The sequence below is a fragment of the Bradyrhizobium manausense genome (genome assembly GCF_001440035.1).
Classification (GTDB): Bacteria; Pseudomonadota; Alphaproteobacteria; order Rhizobiales; family Xanthobacteraceae; genus Bradyrhizobium; species Bradyrhizobium manausense.
On the sequence record NZ_LJYG01000112.1, the window covers coordinates 222,164 to 237,336 of the forward strand.

Below are 15,173 nucleotides of genomic sequence, written 5' to 3' on the forward strand. Positions count from 1 at the left end.
TTCCGCTTCGCTCCATGCGGGCTACAAGCCATCAATCAGAGACTAAACCCCGCCCGGATAATTCGGCGCCTCGCGCGTGATGGTGACGTCGTGGACGTGGCTTTCGCGCAGGCCCGCGCCGGTGATGCGGACGAACTGCGCCTTCTCGTGCAGCTCCTTCATGTCCTTGGCGCCGACATAGCCCATCGCCGCACGGAGGCCGCCGGCGAGCTGGTGCATGACGTTGCCGACCGGGCCCTTGTAGGGCACCTGGCCTTCGATGCCTTCAGGCACGAGCTTGAGCGAGTCCTTGATGTCCTGCTGGAAGTAGCGGTCGGCAGATCCCCGCGCCATCGCGCCGACCGAGCCCATGCCGCGATAGGCCTTGTAGGAACGGCCCTGCCACAGGAACACTTCGCCGGGAGTCTCGTCGGTGCCGGCGAGCAGCGAGCCGACCATGGCGATGTCGGCGCCGGCGGCGAGCGCCTTGGCGAGATCGCCGGAGAACTTGATGCCGCCGTCGGCAATGACGGGAATGTCGGACTTCTTGGCCGCCTCGACCGCGTCCATGATCGCGGTGAGCTGCGGCACGCCGACGCCGGCGACGATGCGCGTCGTGCAGATCGAGCCCGGGCCGATGCCGACCTTGATGCAATCAGCGCCCGCATCGATCAGCGCCTGCGCGCCGTCCGAGGTCGCGACATTGCCGGCAACGACCTGCACCGAATTTGAGAGACGCTTGATGCGGTTCACCGCATGCAGCACGTGGCGGGAATGGCCGTGCGCGGTGTCGACGACGACGAGGTCGACGCCGGCATCGATCAGGCGCTCGGTGCGCTCGAAGCCGGTGTCACCGACGGTGGTGGCGGCGGCGACGCGCAGGCGCCCCTGCCCGTCCTTGCAGGCGAGCGGATGGGCGACCGCCTTCTCGATGTCCTTCACGGTGATCAGGCCGACGCAGCGATATTGATCGTCGACCACCAGCAGCTTCTCGATGCGGTGATGATGCAGCATCCGCTTGGCTTCGTCCTGGCTGACATTCTCGCGCACCGTGACGAGGTTCTCGTGCGTCATCAGCTCGGAGACTTTTTGCCGGCGGTCGGTGGCAAAACGCACGTCGCGGTTGGTGAGGATGCCGACCAGCTTGCCGGGCGTCGCCTTGCCTGCACCGGTGACGACGGGAATGCCGGAGATGCCGTGATCGCTCATCAGCTTGAGCGCATCGTCGAGCGTGGCCTCGGGGCTGATGGTGAGCGGGTTCACCACCATGCCCGACTCGTACCGCTTGACCTGCCGCACCTGGGCGGCCTGCCCTTCCGGATCGAAATTGCGGTGGATGACGCCGAGGCCGCCGGCCTGCGCCATGGCGATCGCCATGCGGGCCTCGGTGACCGTGTCCATGGCGGAGGCCATGATCGGGATGTTGAGCGGGATGGCGCGGGTGACGCGGGAGCGGATGTCGACCTCGCCCGGCATGACGTCGGACAGGCCCGGCTTGAGCAGCACGTCGTCGAACGTAAAGGCTTCGCGGATGCCCTGAAGTTGCACCGTGGCCATATGCCAACTCCTTCCTGCGGCCCTGCCGCAAATGAGAATGGATGAGCGCCGCCCTCGGCGTACCTTGCGGCATCGCCTTGAGAATCGGAGCCCATCGGTGGGGTTGACGCGGGTCGATAGCATGTCCGCGTGACGAATCAAAGCAAATCGGGCCGCTGGCCAGCCATGCACAGGCTTTTTACGTGAATTTAGCGGCGATTGCCCAGCGCCCCCGGTCATTCCGGGGTGCGACGAAGTCGCGAGCCCGGAATGACGTAGGAGCGAGCGCAGGATTTAGGTGCTATGCGTCGATCTGCAATGGTCCCGCCGGGGTGGCGGTGATAAGCCGAAATTCTCGCCCTCCCACCCCATTTCCATGACCAACCCGACATGATCGACAAGCAACGCATCATTCCGCTGATCGTGGCCACGGCTCTCTTCATGGAGAACATGGATTCCACCGTCATCGCCACCTCGCTGCCGGCGATCGCGGCCGATATCGGCACCAGCCCGCTGACGCTGAAGCTCGCGATCACCTCGTACCTGCTGTCGCTCGCCGTGTTCATCCCCGCGAGCGGCTGGACCGCTGACAGGTTTGGCGCGCGTCTGGTGTTCGCGATCGCGGTCGGCGTGTTCATGATCGGCTCGGTCGGCTGCGCCCTGTCAGGTTCGGTCACCGGGTTCGTGTTCGCGCGCATCCTGCAAGGCATGGGCGGCGCGATGATGACGCCGGTCGGGCGCCTCGTGCTGCTGCGCTCGGTCGACAAGAGCGCGCTCGTCAACGCGATGGCCTGGGTGACGGTCCCTGCCCTGATCGGTCCCGTGATCGGCCCGCCGCTCGGCGGCTTCATCACCACCTACGCGTCCTGGCACTGGATCTTCCTGATCAATATCCCGATCGGGCTGCTCGGCATCTTCATGGCCTTGAAGTTCATCGATCCGATCAAGAGCGAGACGCAGGAGAAGTTCGATCTCTACGGCATGGTGCTCGCCGGCGTCGGACTTGCAGGCATCGCCTTCGGTCTTTCGGTCGCTGGCCTCAATTTGTTGCCGTGGAGCACGGTGGCGGCCCTGGTTGCGGGCGGCGCGATCTCGATGACGCTCTACGTCATTCATGCCCGGCGGACGGGCTCGCCAGTGCTGGATTTCTCGCTGCTCAGGCTGCCGACGCTGCGCGCGGCGATTATCGGCGGGTTCCTGTTCCGACTCGGCATCGGCGCCCTGCCCTTCCTCTTGCCATTGTTGATGCAGATCGGCTTCGGGCTCACGCCATTCCACTCCGGTCTCGTCACCTTCTCCTCCTCGCTCGGTGCCATGGGCATGAAGACGCTGGCGGCACGTCTCATCCGCGCCTTCGGCTTCCGCAACCTGATGACGGTGAATGCGATCGTCAGTGCGTTCTTCCTCGGCGTCTGCGCGCTGTTCACGGTGACGACGCCGCTTCTGATCATCATGGTCATCCTGGTGGTCGGCGGTTTCTTCCGCTCGCTGGAGTTCACCGCGATCAACACCGTGGCCTATGCCGAGGTCGAGAGCCCGCAGATGAGCCGGGCCACCACGCTGGTCAGCGTCAACCAGCAGCTCGCCGTCTCCGCCGGCGTCGCGGTCGGAGCCGCCTCGGTGGAGACGACGATGTGGCTGAACCACGTCAGCGAGCTCAATGCCACCGTGTTCATGCCGGCCTTTGTCGTGGTGGCGCTGACCTCGGCGGCATCGAGCTTTTTCTTCTGGCAGATGCCCGCCGATGCCGGCCACGAGATCTCCGGCCGCAAGGCGATCGAGGTCGCAAGCCGCAAGGGCGCGGCGAAGAGCGCCGCGAGCGCCGCGGTCAAGGCGGCGACGGAAGACACGCAGGACATGCGGGATCAGCGGCTGGGGTGACTATCCCGGGGCGATGCGAAGCATCGAGCCCGGAATCCATAGCTCTAAAGGCCTCGCCTCTTCGAGGCGCCCCGGAATGACGGAGTTTGGAGCTACGCCTTCGCTTCGCCCCGAAACCCCGTCGCCAGCACATAGCGCTCGGAGGAATCCTGCCGGCTCGCGGCGGGCTTGACATGCCGCACCGTCGCAAAGTCGCGCTTGAGCTGCGCGAGCAGATCGGCGTCGGCACCGCTCTGGAAGGTCTTGGCCAAAAACGTCCCGCCGGGCTTGAGCACATCGCAGGCAAAGGCTGCCGCCGTCTCGACCAGGCCGACGATGCGGAGCTGGTCGGTCTTGCGGTGGCCGGTGGTGTTGGCGGCCATGTCGGACATCACGACATCGGCGCCGCCGCCCAGCATCGCGGTGAGTTTTTCCGGCGCGGCATTGTCCATGAAGTCAAGCTGGGCGAAGTCGACGCCGGGGATTTCAGGCATCTCCAGCAGGTCGATCGCGACGACCTTGCCCTTGCCGTCGACCGAGCCGACGCGCTTGGCGGCGATCTGGCTCCAGCCGCCGGGCGCCGCGCCGAGATCGACCACGGCCATGCCTGGCTTCAGCAGCCGAAACTTGTCGTCGATCTCGAGCAGCTTGAACGCCGCCCGCGAGCGATAGCCCGCGGCCTTCGCCTTGGCGACATAGGGATCGTTGAGCTGCCGCTCCAGCCACAGCTTCGACGACAGCTTGCGCTTGCCGCCGGTCTTGACCTGAACGTGCAAGCGGCCGGTGGTGTCTTTCGCCATCTCACCAGCTCCTGAGCGCGCCGTCCTCGCGCATCATCTCGACCAGCATGCCCTCGCGCAGGCCCCGGTCGGCGACGCGCAGGCGCGGCAGCGGGAAGGCGTGCCTGATGGCATCGAGGATGGCGCAGCCGGCCAGCACCAGATCGGCGCGCTCGACGCTGATGCAGCTGTTGCCCGCGCGGTCCTCGTAGCTCATGCCGAGCAGCTTGTTGATGGTCGCGGTGATGTCGGTATCGTTCATCCAGATGCTGTCGATGCGGCGACGGTCGTAGCGGACGAGATTGAGATGGATGCCGGCGAGCGTCGTCACCGTGCCCGACGTGCCGAGCAGATGCATGTCGGTGAGATCGCGGCCGTGCTGCGCGGCGAACGGCGCAACGTGACCCGCGACCTCCTGCTCCATCGCGGCATAGATCTCCGGCGTCACGTCACGACCACCAAACTGCTCGGCCAGTGTCACGACGCCAAGCGGGATCGACATCCAGGCCTTGATCCGCGGCTCCGGATTGGCGGGATCGCGCTCGATCCGCACCAGCTCGGTCGAGCCGNCCGCCGATGTCGAAGAGGATGGCGCCGCGGCCCCTGGGATCGACCAGCGGCGAGCAGCCGAGCATGGCGAGCGAGGCCTCGGTCTCGCGGTCGATCACCTCGAGTTCGATACCGGTCTCGGCCGCGACGCGGCTGCGAAAACCTTCCGCATTCGAGGCGGCGCGGCAGGCTTCGGTGGCGATCAGCCGCAGCCGCTTGGCCTTGCGCAGGTTGATCTTGTCCCGGCAAATGCTGAGCGCGGCGATGGCGCGATCGATCGCGGCCTCGCTGATGCACCCCGTGGCCGAGACGCCCTCGCCGAGCCGGATGATGCGCGAGAAGGAATCGACCACGCGAAAGCCGTCGTGGGTCGGACAGGCGATCAGGAGCCTGCAATTGTTGGTTCCGAGGTCCAGCGCCGCATAGACTCCGGTTCCCGGTGCCCGCGCGGGGACCGCAGGCTCGATGGCCAACGCCACCGCCGCCATCGACCCCTCCAGCTCGCCGTGCGGCCCATGTTGGCTTACATGGCCGTCGCGGAGCCGCGTGTGGTCATTCATACAAACTGTCTTTCCACGGCCCCTAAGGGGCCGATCCGGAATTGATTTTTCGCCTGAAACATTAGCAGCGCGGCTGACATGCGCAACATCGCATCACATAGGACCATGTCCATTCGTGCGTTGTCGTGAACGGGACCGTGGGCTATTTTTGCAGGGTCCGGCCCTCCAGGCGCCCCCCCAAAACGCGCAATTGCCGGCTTTTCAGGTCAATTCCCATGCAAGAACACACCAAATCGTCCACGCTCGAAAACGCTATTGCACTGCAAAAATATGGCGTCGGGCAACCCGTCCGCCGCAAGGAGGACGACACCCTGGTGCGCGGCAAGGGCCGCTACACCGACGATTTCAACCTGCCGGGCCAGGCCTATGCCGTGATCGTCCGCTCCACCCATGCCCATGGCGTGATCCGCGGCATCGGCATCGACGCCGCCAAGGCGATGCCAGGCGTGCTCGGCGTCTGGACCGGGACGGATCTGAATGCCGCGGGCTACGGCCCCTTCACCTGCGGCCTGCCGCTGAAAAGCCGTGACGGCTCGCCCCTGCTCCAGACCAACCGCCAGCCGCTGGCCACCGACAAGGTGCGCTTCGTCGGCGATCCCGTCGCCTTCGTGGTAGCGGAGACGCTGGCCCAGGCCCGCGATGCGGCCGAGGCGGTCGAGCTCGATATCGAGCCGCTGCCGGCGGTCACGGATCCCGAGGAAGCTGCCAAGCCCGGCGCGCCGCAGCTCTATGACCACATCCCCAACAACGTCGCGCTCGACTATCACTATGGCGACACCGAGAAGGTGAACGCGGCCTTTGCCAGCGCCGCCCATGTCACAAGGATCGACATCGAGAACACCCGTGTCGCCGTGGTGTCGATGGAACCGCGCGTCGGGCTTGCCTCGTACGACAAGGCCACCGAGCGCTACACCATCCAGATGCCGACGCAGGGCGTTGCGGGCAACCGCGCCAACCTCGCCAAGAATTTGAAAGTGCCGAACGAGAAGGTGCGCATCCTCACCGCCAATGTCGGCGGCTCGTTCGGCATGAAGAACGTCAACTATCCCGAGTATATGTGCATCCTGTACGCGGCGAAGGCGCTCGGGCGCCCGGTGAAGTGGCTCGACGAGCGCTCGACCAGCTTCCTCTCCGACAGCCACGGCCGCGCGCAGAAGATCCATGCCGAGCTGGCGCTCGATGCCGAAGGGCACTTCCTCGCAGCAAAACTGTCCGGCTACGGCAATCTCGGCGCCTATATCACCGGCGTTGCGCCCAGCCCGCTCTCGCTCAACACCGGCAAGAACTTCTCCAGCGTCTACCGCACGCCGCTGATGGCGATCGACATCAAGACGGTCTTGACCAACACAACGCTGATGGGCGCCTATCGCGGCGCCGGCCGGCCCGAGGCCAACTACTACATGGAGCGGCTGATCGACCGCGCCGCCGACGAGATGGGCATCAACCGGCTGACCCTGCGCAAGCGCAACTTCATCAAGCCGAACCAGATGCCGTTCCCGGCCTCGTCAGGCGTCACCTATGACAGCGGCGACTTCCAGGCCGTGTTCAACAAGGCGCTCGAGATCTCCGACCACGAGAACTTCCCCAAGCGCAAGAAGGAGAGCAAGAAGGCCGGCAAGCTGCGCGGCATCGCGGTCGGCTCCTATCTCGAGGTCACCGCGCCGCCCGGCGTCGAACTCGGCAAGATCGTGTTCGATCCTGATGGCACTGTGCAGCTCATCACCGGTACGCTCGACTACGGCCAGGGCCATGCCACCCCGTTCGCACAGGTGCTTTGCGCGCAGTTAGGGGTTCCCTTCGAGAGCGTGAAGCTCGTCCAGGGCGACAGCGACATCGTTCACACCGGCAACGGCACGGGCGGTTCGCGCTCGATCACGGCAACCGGCATGGCGATCGTCGAGGCCGCCAAGCTCGTCATCGAGAAGGGCAAGCGCGCCGCCGCGCACCTGCTGGAGGCCTCCGAGGCCGACATCGAGTTCGCAGAGGGCAGCTTCACCATTGCCGGCACCGACCGCAGCATCGACATCATGGAGCTTGCCAGAAAGCTTCACGACGGCAAGGTGCCCGATGGCGTGCCTGACTCACTCGACGTCGATCACACCAGCGAGCCGGTGCCCTCGGCTTTTCCGAACGGCTGCCATGTCGCCGAAGTCGAGATCGATCCGGACACCGGCGTGGTGCAGATCGTGCGCTACAGCGCGGTGAACGATTTCGGCACCGTGATCAACCCGATGCTGGTCGCGGGCCAGCTCCATGGCGGTGTGGTCCAGGGCATTGGCCAGGCGCTGATGGAGCACGTCCGCTACGACGAGAGCGGCCAGCCGATCACGGGCTCGCTGATGGACTACGCCCTGCCGCGCGCGGAGGACGTGCCCAACATGACGGTCGGCGATCATCCGGTGCCGGCCACGACCAATCCGCTCGGCAGCAAGGGCTGCGGCGAAGCCGGCTGCGCCGGCAGCTTGTCGACGGTGGTCAACGCCGTGCTCGATGCGCTTTCCGACTACGGCATCAAGCACATCGACATGCCGCTAACCCCGGAGCGGGTGTGGCGCGCAATCCAGGATGCGAAGCAGAAGGCGGCGTAAGGGTTGTTTGTCATTCCGGGGCGGTCCGCAGGACCGAACCCGGAATCTCGAGGTTCTCAGGTGCGCAATTGCGCACCATAGTTCGATGCTTCGCATCGCCCCGGAATGACAGGGGTGGTTGGCTACGCCGCCGCCTGCTCGCGCGGCTGGTAGATCGCAATGTGCTGGCAGCGTGCAATCGGCGTCGTGCCGTTGGCGACGACCAGCGCGTCGAGCTCGACGAAGCGGTGGCCTTTCTTCTCGTAATTCGCAGTGACCTTCGCCCGCGCGACAATCTCGTCGCCGATGCGTGCGGTCGACAGCAGCTGCATGCGGCTGCCGACATGGATCCATGGGCCGAGGATGGTGTTGTCGACCAGCACGCGGTTCATCACACGCTGGATCAGGCCGGGATGGCCGAGGCCCTCACGCACGAAAATCGGATCCGTCTCCCTGATGTCGGCGAGATAGTCGCTCGCCGCCTGCCCGGCCCAGCGGCGCGGCGCGGTGCCCAGCCACTTGCCGACTTCGAAGGTCGAAGGGCTGACCGGCTTGCGCTCGGCGATCGCGGGCACTTCGACATAGTCGCCTAGCGACACCGCAGGCGCTGTCGCCGGCAGCGAGGCTGTGCCCGTCGCACACAGCTCGGTGCGGCTGAACACCTCGATCGTCAGCAGGCCGTTGTGCTCGGTGGCGTCCACATCCGCGACCTCGCCGTCATATACCGGCTTGATGAAGCGGGCCTCGACGAGACCGCAGGCAAGAAAATCGCGGCCCCAGCGCGCCACCGGCACGTGCATCATGTAGGCGAAGACATCGACGCCGGGGACCAGCCCGCCGGCAAAGCCGAAGCGGCGCGCCACCGCGTCGTCGTGCATCTTGTTTTCGGACTGTTTGGCGGTGTTGTAGGCCTCGACGCGCCAGGTTTCGAGCCGGTTCGGCATGGCTTGGCTTCCCCAATATTCTTGTTGTTCAGGGCTGATCGTAGGCCCCGGGGAACAGGGGTCAATCCCCTCGCCTTTGCGGCCCGAATGCGGTACCACGCGGCCAATGACAGACACTTCCACCCGCATCTATGTCGACGCCGACGCCTGCCCGGTGAAGGACGAGATCTATCGCGTCGCGCTCAGGCACGGCGTGCCCGTCAGCGTGGTCGCCGGCAATTTTATCCGCGTGCCGCAGGACCCCCTGATCGAACGCATCGCTGCCGGCGCCGGCATGGACGCGGCCGACGACTGGATCGCAGAGCGGGCGAGGCCCGGCGACGTCGTCATCACGTCTGACATTCCGCTGGCCAGCCGCTGCGTCAAGGCGGGGGCCGACGTGATCGCGCCGAATGGCAAGCCGTTCACGGAGGAATCGATCGGCATGACGCTGGCGGTGCGCAATCTGATGACGGATCTGCGCTCGGCCGGCGAGGTCACCGGGGGCCCGCGCTCGTTCGCGCCGCGCGACCGCTCCGCTTTCCTCTCGGCGCTCGACCAGACATTGCGCCGGATCCAGCGCCGCCGCGCCGATCAGGCTGCTACGAGCCAGGGCTGACGATGGCGCCGCCGCTGATCCAACTCAAGGACATCAAGCTGACCTTCGGCGGCACCCCGCTGCTGTCGGGCGTCGAGCTCAATGTCGCGCCATCCGAGCGCGTCTGCCTGATCGGCCGCAACGGCTCCGGCAAGTCGACGCTGTTGAAGATCGCGGCTGGCCTGGTCGAGCCCGACGACGGCACGCGCTTCGTGCAGCCGGGTGCGACCATTCGCTATCTGCCGCAGGAGCCTGACTTCGGCGCGCACAAGACCCTTCTCGCCTATGTCGAAGCCGGTCTCGCGCCCGGCGACGACCCCTATCAGGCGCGCTACCTGATCGAGCAGCTCGGGCTTACCGGCAGCGAGAACCCGGCGAACGCCTCCGGCGGCGAGGCGCGCCGCGCCGCGCTGGCGCGGGTGCTGGCGCCCTCGCCCGACATCCTGCTGCTGGACGAGCCGACCAACCATCTCGATCTCTCCACCATCGAGTGGCTGGAAAAGGAGCTCGACTCCCGGCGCAGCGCGCTCGTGATCATCAGCCACGACCGCCGCTTCCTCACCAATCTCTCGCGTTCCACCGCCTGGCTCGACCGCGGCAAGATCAAGCAGATCGATCGCGGCTTTGCCGCATTCGAGACCTGGCGCGATGAGGTGCTGGCTGAAGAAGAGCGCGACCAGCACAAGCTCGACCGCAAGATCGTCGACGAGGAGCACTGGCTGCGCCACGGCGTCTCCGGCCGCCGCAAGCGCAACGTCAAGCGCCTCGCCAATCTGCATGCGCTGCGCGACCAGCGCCGCAACTATCGCGGCACCGCCGGCACCGCCAGTCTCGCCGCGGCGGAGGCAGAGCAATCCGGCAAGCTGGTGATCGAAGCCAAGGGCATCACCAAGGCGTTTGGCGATCGCGTGATCGTCGACGTCTTCTCCACCCGCATCCAGCGCGGCGACCGGCTCGGCATCATCGGGCCGAACGGCGCCGGCAAGACCACGCTGGTCAATCTGCTCACCGGGGGCATGCAGCCTGACACCGGCACGGTGCGGCTCGGCGCGAATCTGGAGATGGCCACGCTCGACCAGCACCGCGAAAGCCTCGATCCGAAATCGACACTCGCGGAAGCGCTGACCGGCGGCCGCGGCGACCATGTCATGGTCGGCGGCAAGCCCAAGCATGTCGTCGGCTACATGAAGGACTTCCTGTTCGCGCAGGAGCAACGCGGCACCCCGCTGGAGGTGCTCTCGGGCGGCGAGCGCGGCCGGCTGATGCTGGCACGCGCGCTGGCGAAACCGTCCAACCTGTTGGTGCTGGACGAGCCCACCAATGATCTCGATCTCGAAACCCTCGACGTGCTCGAGGAGATGCTCGGCGATTACGAGGGCACGGTCATCCTGATCAGCCATGATCGCGACTTCCTCGACCGCGTCGTCACCTCGGTGATCGCGCCGGAGGGCAACGGCAAGTGGATCGAATATGCCGGCGGCTACAGCGACATGCTGGCGCAGCGCGGTGCGGACCTGAAGCGCGAGACGAGCAAGACGCAGGCGCCAGCGGAGAAGAAAGAGGAGCGTGCTGCGGCCCCCACTGCCATGCCGAAGCGCAAGCTGAGCTTCAACGAGAAGCACGCGCTGGAGACGCTGCCGCAGAAGATGGAGACGTTGCACGCCGATATCGCCAGGCTGCAACGCGTGCTCGACGATCCAAATCTGTACGCCAGGGATCGCAAGACATTCGACGACACATCCGCCGCCATCGCCAAGGCGCATGAAGATTTGTCAGCCGCCGAAGAGCGCTGGCTCGAACTTGAAATGCTTCGCGAAGAGATAGAACAGGCTTAACCCATGACAACGACCCTTGCTGCAAAAATCGCCCGCGAATATGGCACGCCCTGTGCCGTCATCGACATGGACAAGGTCGAGCACAACATTGCCCGGGTCCAGAAGGCCTGCGACGACGCCGGCGTCGCCAATCGCCCGCACATCAAGACGCACAAGAACCCGACCATTGCGAAGATGCAGGTCGCGGCCGGCGCCAAGGGCATCACCTGCCAGAAGATCGGCGAGGCCGAGATCATGGCCAATGCAGGGATCGACGACATCCTGATCAGCTACAATCTCCTGGGCGAAGAGAAGATGGCGCGGCTCGGCGCGCTCAATGCCAAGACCAGGATGACCGTGGCGGCCGATAACTCGACGGTCGTCGCGGGCTTGCCGAAGGCCGCCGAGGCGTCGGGCCGTCCGCTCTCGGTCGTGGTCGAATGCGACACGGGTCGCAAGCGCGCGGGCGTCGAGACGCCGGCGGAAGCGATCGCGCTGGCGCGCGAGATCGCCGCGTCCAAGGGGCTCGAGTTCGCCGGCTTCATGCTGTATCCGACCGAGAGCGGCTGGGCCGATGCGCAGAAATTCTACGATGAGGCGCTGGCCGGCGTGCGCGCGCACGGGCTGGACGCAAAAATCGTCTCGACCGGCGGCACGCCCAACCTCGTCAATATCGGCAAGCTCAAGGGCGGCACCGAGCATCGCTTCGGCACCTATATCTACAACGACCGCATGCAGGTCGCAGCCGGCGTCGCCAGCTGGGACGATTGCGCGCTGCATATTTATTCGACCGTGGTGAGCCGCGCGGCTCCCGAGCGCGGCATTCTCGATGCCGGCTCGAAGACGCTGACATCAGACACCGGCGGGCTCGACGGCCACGGCCTGATCCTCGAGCACCCCGAAGCTAGAATCGCAAAATTCGCCGAGGAGCACGGCTTCCTCGACCTCTCGCGCAGCAACACCCGGCCGAACGTCGGCGACGTCGTCCGCATCGTGCCGAACCATGTCTGCGTCGTCGTCAACATGATGGACGAGGTGGTGATGGTGCGCGGCGATGAGATCATCGGCACGCTGCCGGTGGCTGCGCGCGGGAAGCTGCGGTAAATGCGTCCTGCTCTCTCGAGCGTCATTGCGAGGAGCTCTTGCGACGAAGCAATCCAGACTGTCAGCGCGGAAAGATTCTGGATTGCTTCGCTACGCTCGCAATGACCATGTTGAGCCAGCGAGCCACGCCAGCACACCCCTGCCCGCCGCCACACCTGTCGCAAACGAGGCTTGCAGCAGATAGCCGCCGGTCGGCGCTTCCCAATCCAGCATCTCGCCAGCGGCGAACACGCCGGGCAGCTTGCGCAGCATGAAGTGATCATCGAGTTCGTCGAGGGCAATCCCGCCCGCAGTCGAAATCGCGCGCTCGATCGGCGCGACGCCGGTCAGCTGAACCGGAATCGCATTCGCCAGATGCGCCAGCTCCGCCGGCGAGAACGAGGCCAGCTGCCGACCTGATCCGATCGCCGCCTCCTGCATCAGGCCAATACCGACCGGCGACAATTGCGCCGCCTTGCGCAGGAAGTTTGCGAGCGACTGCTTGCCGCGCGTGCCTGACAGCCGCATGGTCAGCGCGGCGGTGTCGAGATCCGGCCGCAGCGCGATCGTCAGCGTCGCCTGCCCGATCCCCAGCACCGCCTCACGCAGCTCCGCCGACAGTGCGTAGATCGCGCCGCCTTCGATGCCGCTGCGTGTGATCATGGCTTCGCCGCGCACAGTGTGCGGACCGACCGTCAGCGCCACGCCTTTGAGCGGCTGACCTTCGAACCGATCCCGAAACACGTCTGACCACGCGACCGTGAAGCCGGAATTCGCGGGCCGAAGCTTTGAGATGGCGATGCCCTTTGCAGCGAGGATATCGGCCCAGCCACCGTCCGAGCCCAGCCGCGGCCAGCTCGCACCGCCGAGTGCGAGCACCGTTGCACCAGCGGCGATGGCAAGCGTGCCGTCCGGCGCGCGAAACTTGAGCCGTCCCTCCGCGTCCCATCCGGTCCAGCGATGGCGAAAGGCGAACTGCACACCCGCCGCATCGAGCCGCCGGAGCCAGCCGCGCAGCAAGGGCGAGGCCTTGAACGTCTTTGGAAACACCCGTCCGCTGCTGCCGACGAAGGTCAGCTGCCCGAGGCCCGCGCTCCAGTCGCGCAGCGCGTCGGGCGGAAACGCCTCGATCGCATCGCGCAAGCGCGGCATCGCCTCCCGGTAACGCGGGAGGAAATCCGCCAGCGGCTCGCTGTGGGTGAGGTTGAGCCCGCCCCGACCCGCCATCAAAAATTTGCGGCCGGCCGACGGCATGGCATCGTAGATGGTGACGCGGGCGCCGCCTTGCGCCAGCACCTCCGCCGCCATCAGCCCGGCGGGACCGGCACCGATGACGGCGACGTCGGTCAGAGCTTGATCCCCGCCCGCACTGCTGCCTGTGCGACATACTTTTGCGTCTGCTCGAACGCACCGGCGAGCGCCTTGGCCTTGGACATGTCGCTGATCTCGGCGAAATGCGCCGCGATCGCGTCCGGGGTCCAGTCGGACTCGGGCAGGTTGATGCCTTCGCTCTCGACGATCTTGATCACGGCGAAGGAGCCGGCGCCGGCACCCATGATGGTGCGGGTCGGCGCGTCCTCGCTCAGCATGTATTCGACCGCCGGCGTGATCGCGTTCGGCTTCATCAGTTGCAGCGCTTGCGGCGGCAGCAGCTCTTCAGTCATGCGGGTCGCGGCGGTCGGCGAGATGATGTTGACGCGGATGTTGTTTTTGCGGCCCTCTTCCGCGAGCACATTCATCAGCCCGACCATGCCCGACTTGGCCGCGCCATAATTGGCCTGGCCGAAATTGCCGTAGAGGCCGGAGGAGGACGTGGTCAGCACGATGCGGCCGTAGTTGCGGTCGCGCATGCCGGCCCACACCGCCTTGCAGCAATAGAAAGTACCGACCAGATGCACGTCGAGCACCTTCTGGAAGTCGGCTGCTTCCATCTTGCCGAACGACTTGTCGCGCAGGATGCCGGCATTGGCGCACATGATGTCGACGCTGCCCCACTCCTTGGTGGCGCGCTCGACCATGGTGGTCACCTGCTCGAAGTTCGAGACGTCGGCGCCATCGGCCATGGCGGTGCCGCCGGCCTTGCGGATCTCCTCGACCACGGCCTCTGCCGGCGACAGCGAGCCTCCGCTGCCGTCACGCGCGCCACCGAAATCATTGACCACGACCTTGGCGCCGCGGCTGGCGAGGCCCAGCGCGTGCGCCTTGCCGAGACCATTGCCCGCGCCGGTGACGATGGCTACGCGTCCGTCGAACCTGATTGCCATGAGTGCGCTTCCTGGATGTTAGACCGTCATGGCCAGGCTCGACCCGGCCATCCATCAAAATCGACAGGCTTTTGAGCAGCGATGGGTTGCCGGGTCAAGCCCGGCAACGACGCCTCAAGTCAGGCGAAATAGGTCAGGCCGAGCCACTCGGCGACCAGCGCCGGCTTTTCCTCGCCTTCGATCTCTACCGTCACGTTGGTGCGGGTCTGAAATTCGTTGGGCTTGCGCAGCTTGGCCTCGGCCAGCACAAATCGGCCGCGGACGCGCTTTCCGGAACGCACCGGCGAGATGAAGCGCAGCTTGTCGAAGCCGTAGTTCACGCCCATCGTGGTGCCGGCGATGACCGGCATCACCTCATACGACATGATTGACAGCAGCGACATCGTCAGAAAGCCGTGCGCGATGGTGGTGCCGTACGCCGTCTCCTGCTTTGCCCTCTGGGGATCGACGTGGATGAACTGGTGATCCTCGATCACGTCGGCATAGGCGTCGATGCGGGGCTGGTCGATCAGGTGCCAGGACGACACGCCGATCTCCTTGCCGACCAGGGCCTGATAGGCCTGAAGCGTGATCGGCGGCTTCTTCCAGATTTGGTTCATTGATAACTCCTCATTCCGTCATTCCGGGGCGATGCGGAGCATCGAGTCCGGAATCCATCCCG

Annotated in this window: 12 protein-coding genes and 1 pseudogene; 5 read left to right on the plus strand and 8 right to left on the minus strand. The window is 65.8% G+C overall.

Annotated features, from left to right (window positions below; translation table 11 throughout):
• Positions 1–42: 42 nt before the first annotated feature.
• Positions 43–1,536: an IMP dehydrogenase gene (gene guaB / locus AOQ71_RS37625; RefSeq protein ID WP_057758122.1), complete on the minus strand. Its 1,494-nt coding sequence runs from the start codon at positions 1,534–1,536 to the stop codon at positions 43–45.
• 369 nt (positions 1,537–1,905) lie between these two features.
• On the opposite strand from guaB, the gene AOQ71_RS37630 reads away from it, so the two are divergent.
• Entirely contained in the window at positions 1,906–3,396 is a 1,491-nt protein-coding gene (locus AOQ71_RS37630) for an MFS transporter (protein WP_057758124.1), read from the plus strand.
• A gap of 92 nt (positions 3,397–3,488) precedes the next feature.
• On the opposite strand, the gene AOQ71_RS37635 is transcribed toward AOQ71_RS37630, so the two are convergent.
• The 3 genes and pseudogenes from AOQ71_RS37635 to AOQ71_RS49270 form a co-directional block, all read right to left on the minus strand.
• Positions 3,489–4,175 (minus strand): RlmE family RNA methyltransferase, encoded by a 687-nt coding sequence (locus AOQ71_RS37635; RefSeq protein ID WP_057758126.1) that lies wholly within the window; start codon positions 4,173–4,175, stop codon positions 3,489–3,491.
• A gap of 1 nt (position 4,176) precedes the next feature.
• Positions 4,177–4,723, minus strand: a 547-nt coding sequence (locus AOQ71_RS49265) for a Ppx/GppA phosphatase family protein (protein ID WP_430648677.1), incomplete at its 5' end; no start/stop codon positions are given.
• A gap of 1 nt (position 4,724) precedes the next feature.
• Positions 4,725–5,263, minus strand: a pseudogene (locus tag AOQ71_RS49270) (Ppx/GppA phosphatase family protein); the annotation flags it as partial.
• A 215-nt stretch (positions 5,264–5,478) separates the two neighbouring features.
• Here AOQ71_RS49270 and AOQ71_RS37645 point away from each other — a divergent pair.
• Entirely contained in the window at positions 5,479–7,851 is a 2,373-nt protein-coding gene (locus AOQ71_RS37645; RefSeq protein ID WP_057758128.1) for a xanthine dehydrogenase family protein molybdopterin-binding subunit, read from the plus strand.
• Positions 7,852–7,973: 122 nt separating this feature from the next.
• Here AOQ71_RS37645 and AOQ71_RS37650 read toward each other — a convergent pair whose 3' ends face one another.
• Positions 7,974–8,774, minus strand: a complete 801-nt coding sequence (locus AOQ71_RS37650) for a hotdog family protein (RefSeq protein ID WP_057758129.1) — start codon at positions 8,772–8,774, stop codon at positions 7,974–7,976.
• Positions 8,775–8,880: 106 nt separating this feature from the next.
• Between AOQ71_RS37650 and AOQ71_RS37655 the strand changes: the two genes are divergently transcribed.
• Genes AOQ71_RS37655 through AOQ71_RS37665 form a run of 3 tightly spaced genes read left to right on the plus strand, consistent with a single transcriptional unit; the run spans position 8,881 to position 12,269 of the window.
• Positions 8,881–9,372, plus strand: a complete 492-nt coding sequence (locus tag AOQ71_RS37655; RefSeq protein ID WP_057758132.1) for a YaiI/YqxD family protein — start codon at positions 8,881–8,883, stop codon at positions 9,370–9,372.
• 2 nt (positions 9,373–9,374) lie between these two features.
• Positions 9,375–11,186, plus strand: a complete 1,812-nt coding sequence (locus AOQ71_RS37660; RefSeq protein WP_057758134.1) for an ABC-F family ATP-binding cassette domain-containing protein — start codon at positions 9,375–9,377, stop codon at positions 11,184–11,186.
• 3 nt (positions 11,187–11,189) lie between these two features.
• A complete protein-coding gene (locus tag AOQ71_RS37665) occupies positions 11,190–12,269 on the plus strand; it encodes a D-TA family PLP-dependent enzyme (protein WP_057758136.1) in 1,080 nt (359 codons plus the stop codon).
• A 90-nt stretch (positions 12,270–12,359) separates the two neighbouring features.
• Here AOQ71_RS37665 and AOQ71_RS37670 read toward each other — a convergent pair whose 3' ends face one another.
• The 3 genes from AOQ71_RS37670 to AOQ71_RS37680 all read right to left on the minus strand — a co-directional run bounded on the left by AOQ71_RS37670 (position 12,360) and on the right by AOQ71_RS37680 (position 15,111).
• On the minus strand, positions 12,360–13,598 hold the full coding sequence (locus AOQ71_RS37670) for a BaiN/RdsA family NAD(P)/FAD-dependent oxidoreductase (protein WP_083514778.1): 1,239 nt from the start codon (positions 13,596–13,598) through the stop codon (positions 12,360–12,362).
• Positions 13,595–14,512: an SDR family NAD(P)-dependent oxidoreductase gene (locus tag AOQ71_RS37675; RefSeq protein WP_057758140.1), complete on the minus strand. Its 918-nt coding sequence runs from the start codon at positions 14,510–14,512 to the stop codon at positions 13,595–13,597. The genes AOQ71_RS37670 and AOQ71_RS37675 overlap by 4 nt, the downstream gene beginning before the upstream one ends.
• Before the next feature lie 119 nt (positions 14,513–14,631).
• On the minus strand, positions 14,632–15,111 hold the full coding sequence (locus tag AOQ71_RS37680; RefSeq protein WP_057758142.1) for a MaoC family dehydratase: 480 nt from the start codon (positions 15,109–15,111) through the stop codon (positions 14,632–14,634).
• Positions 15,112–15,173: the final 62 nt, after the last annotated feature.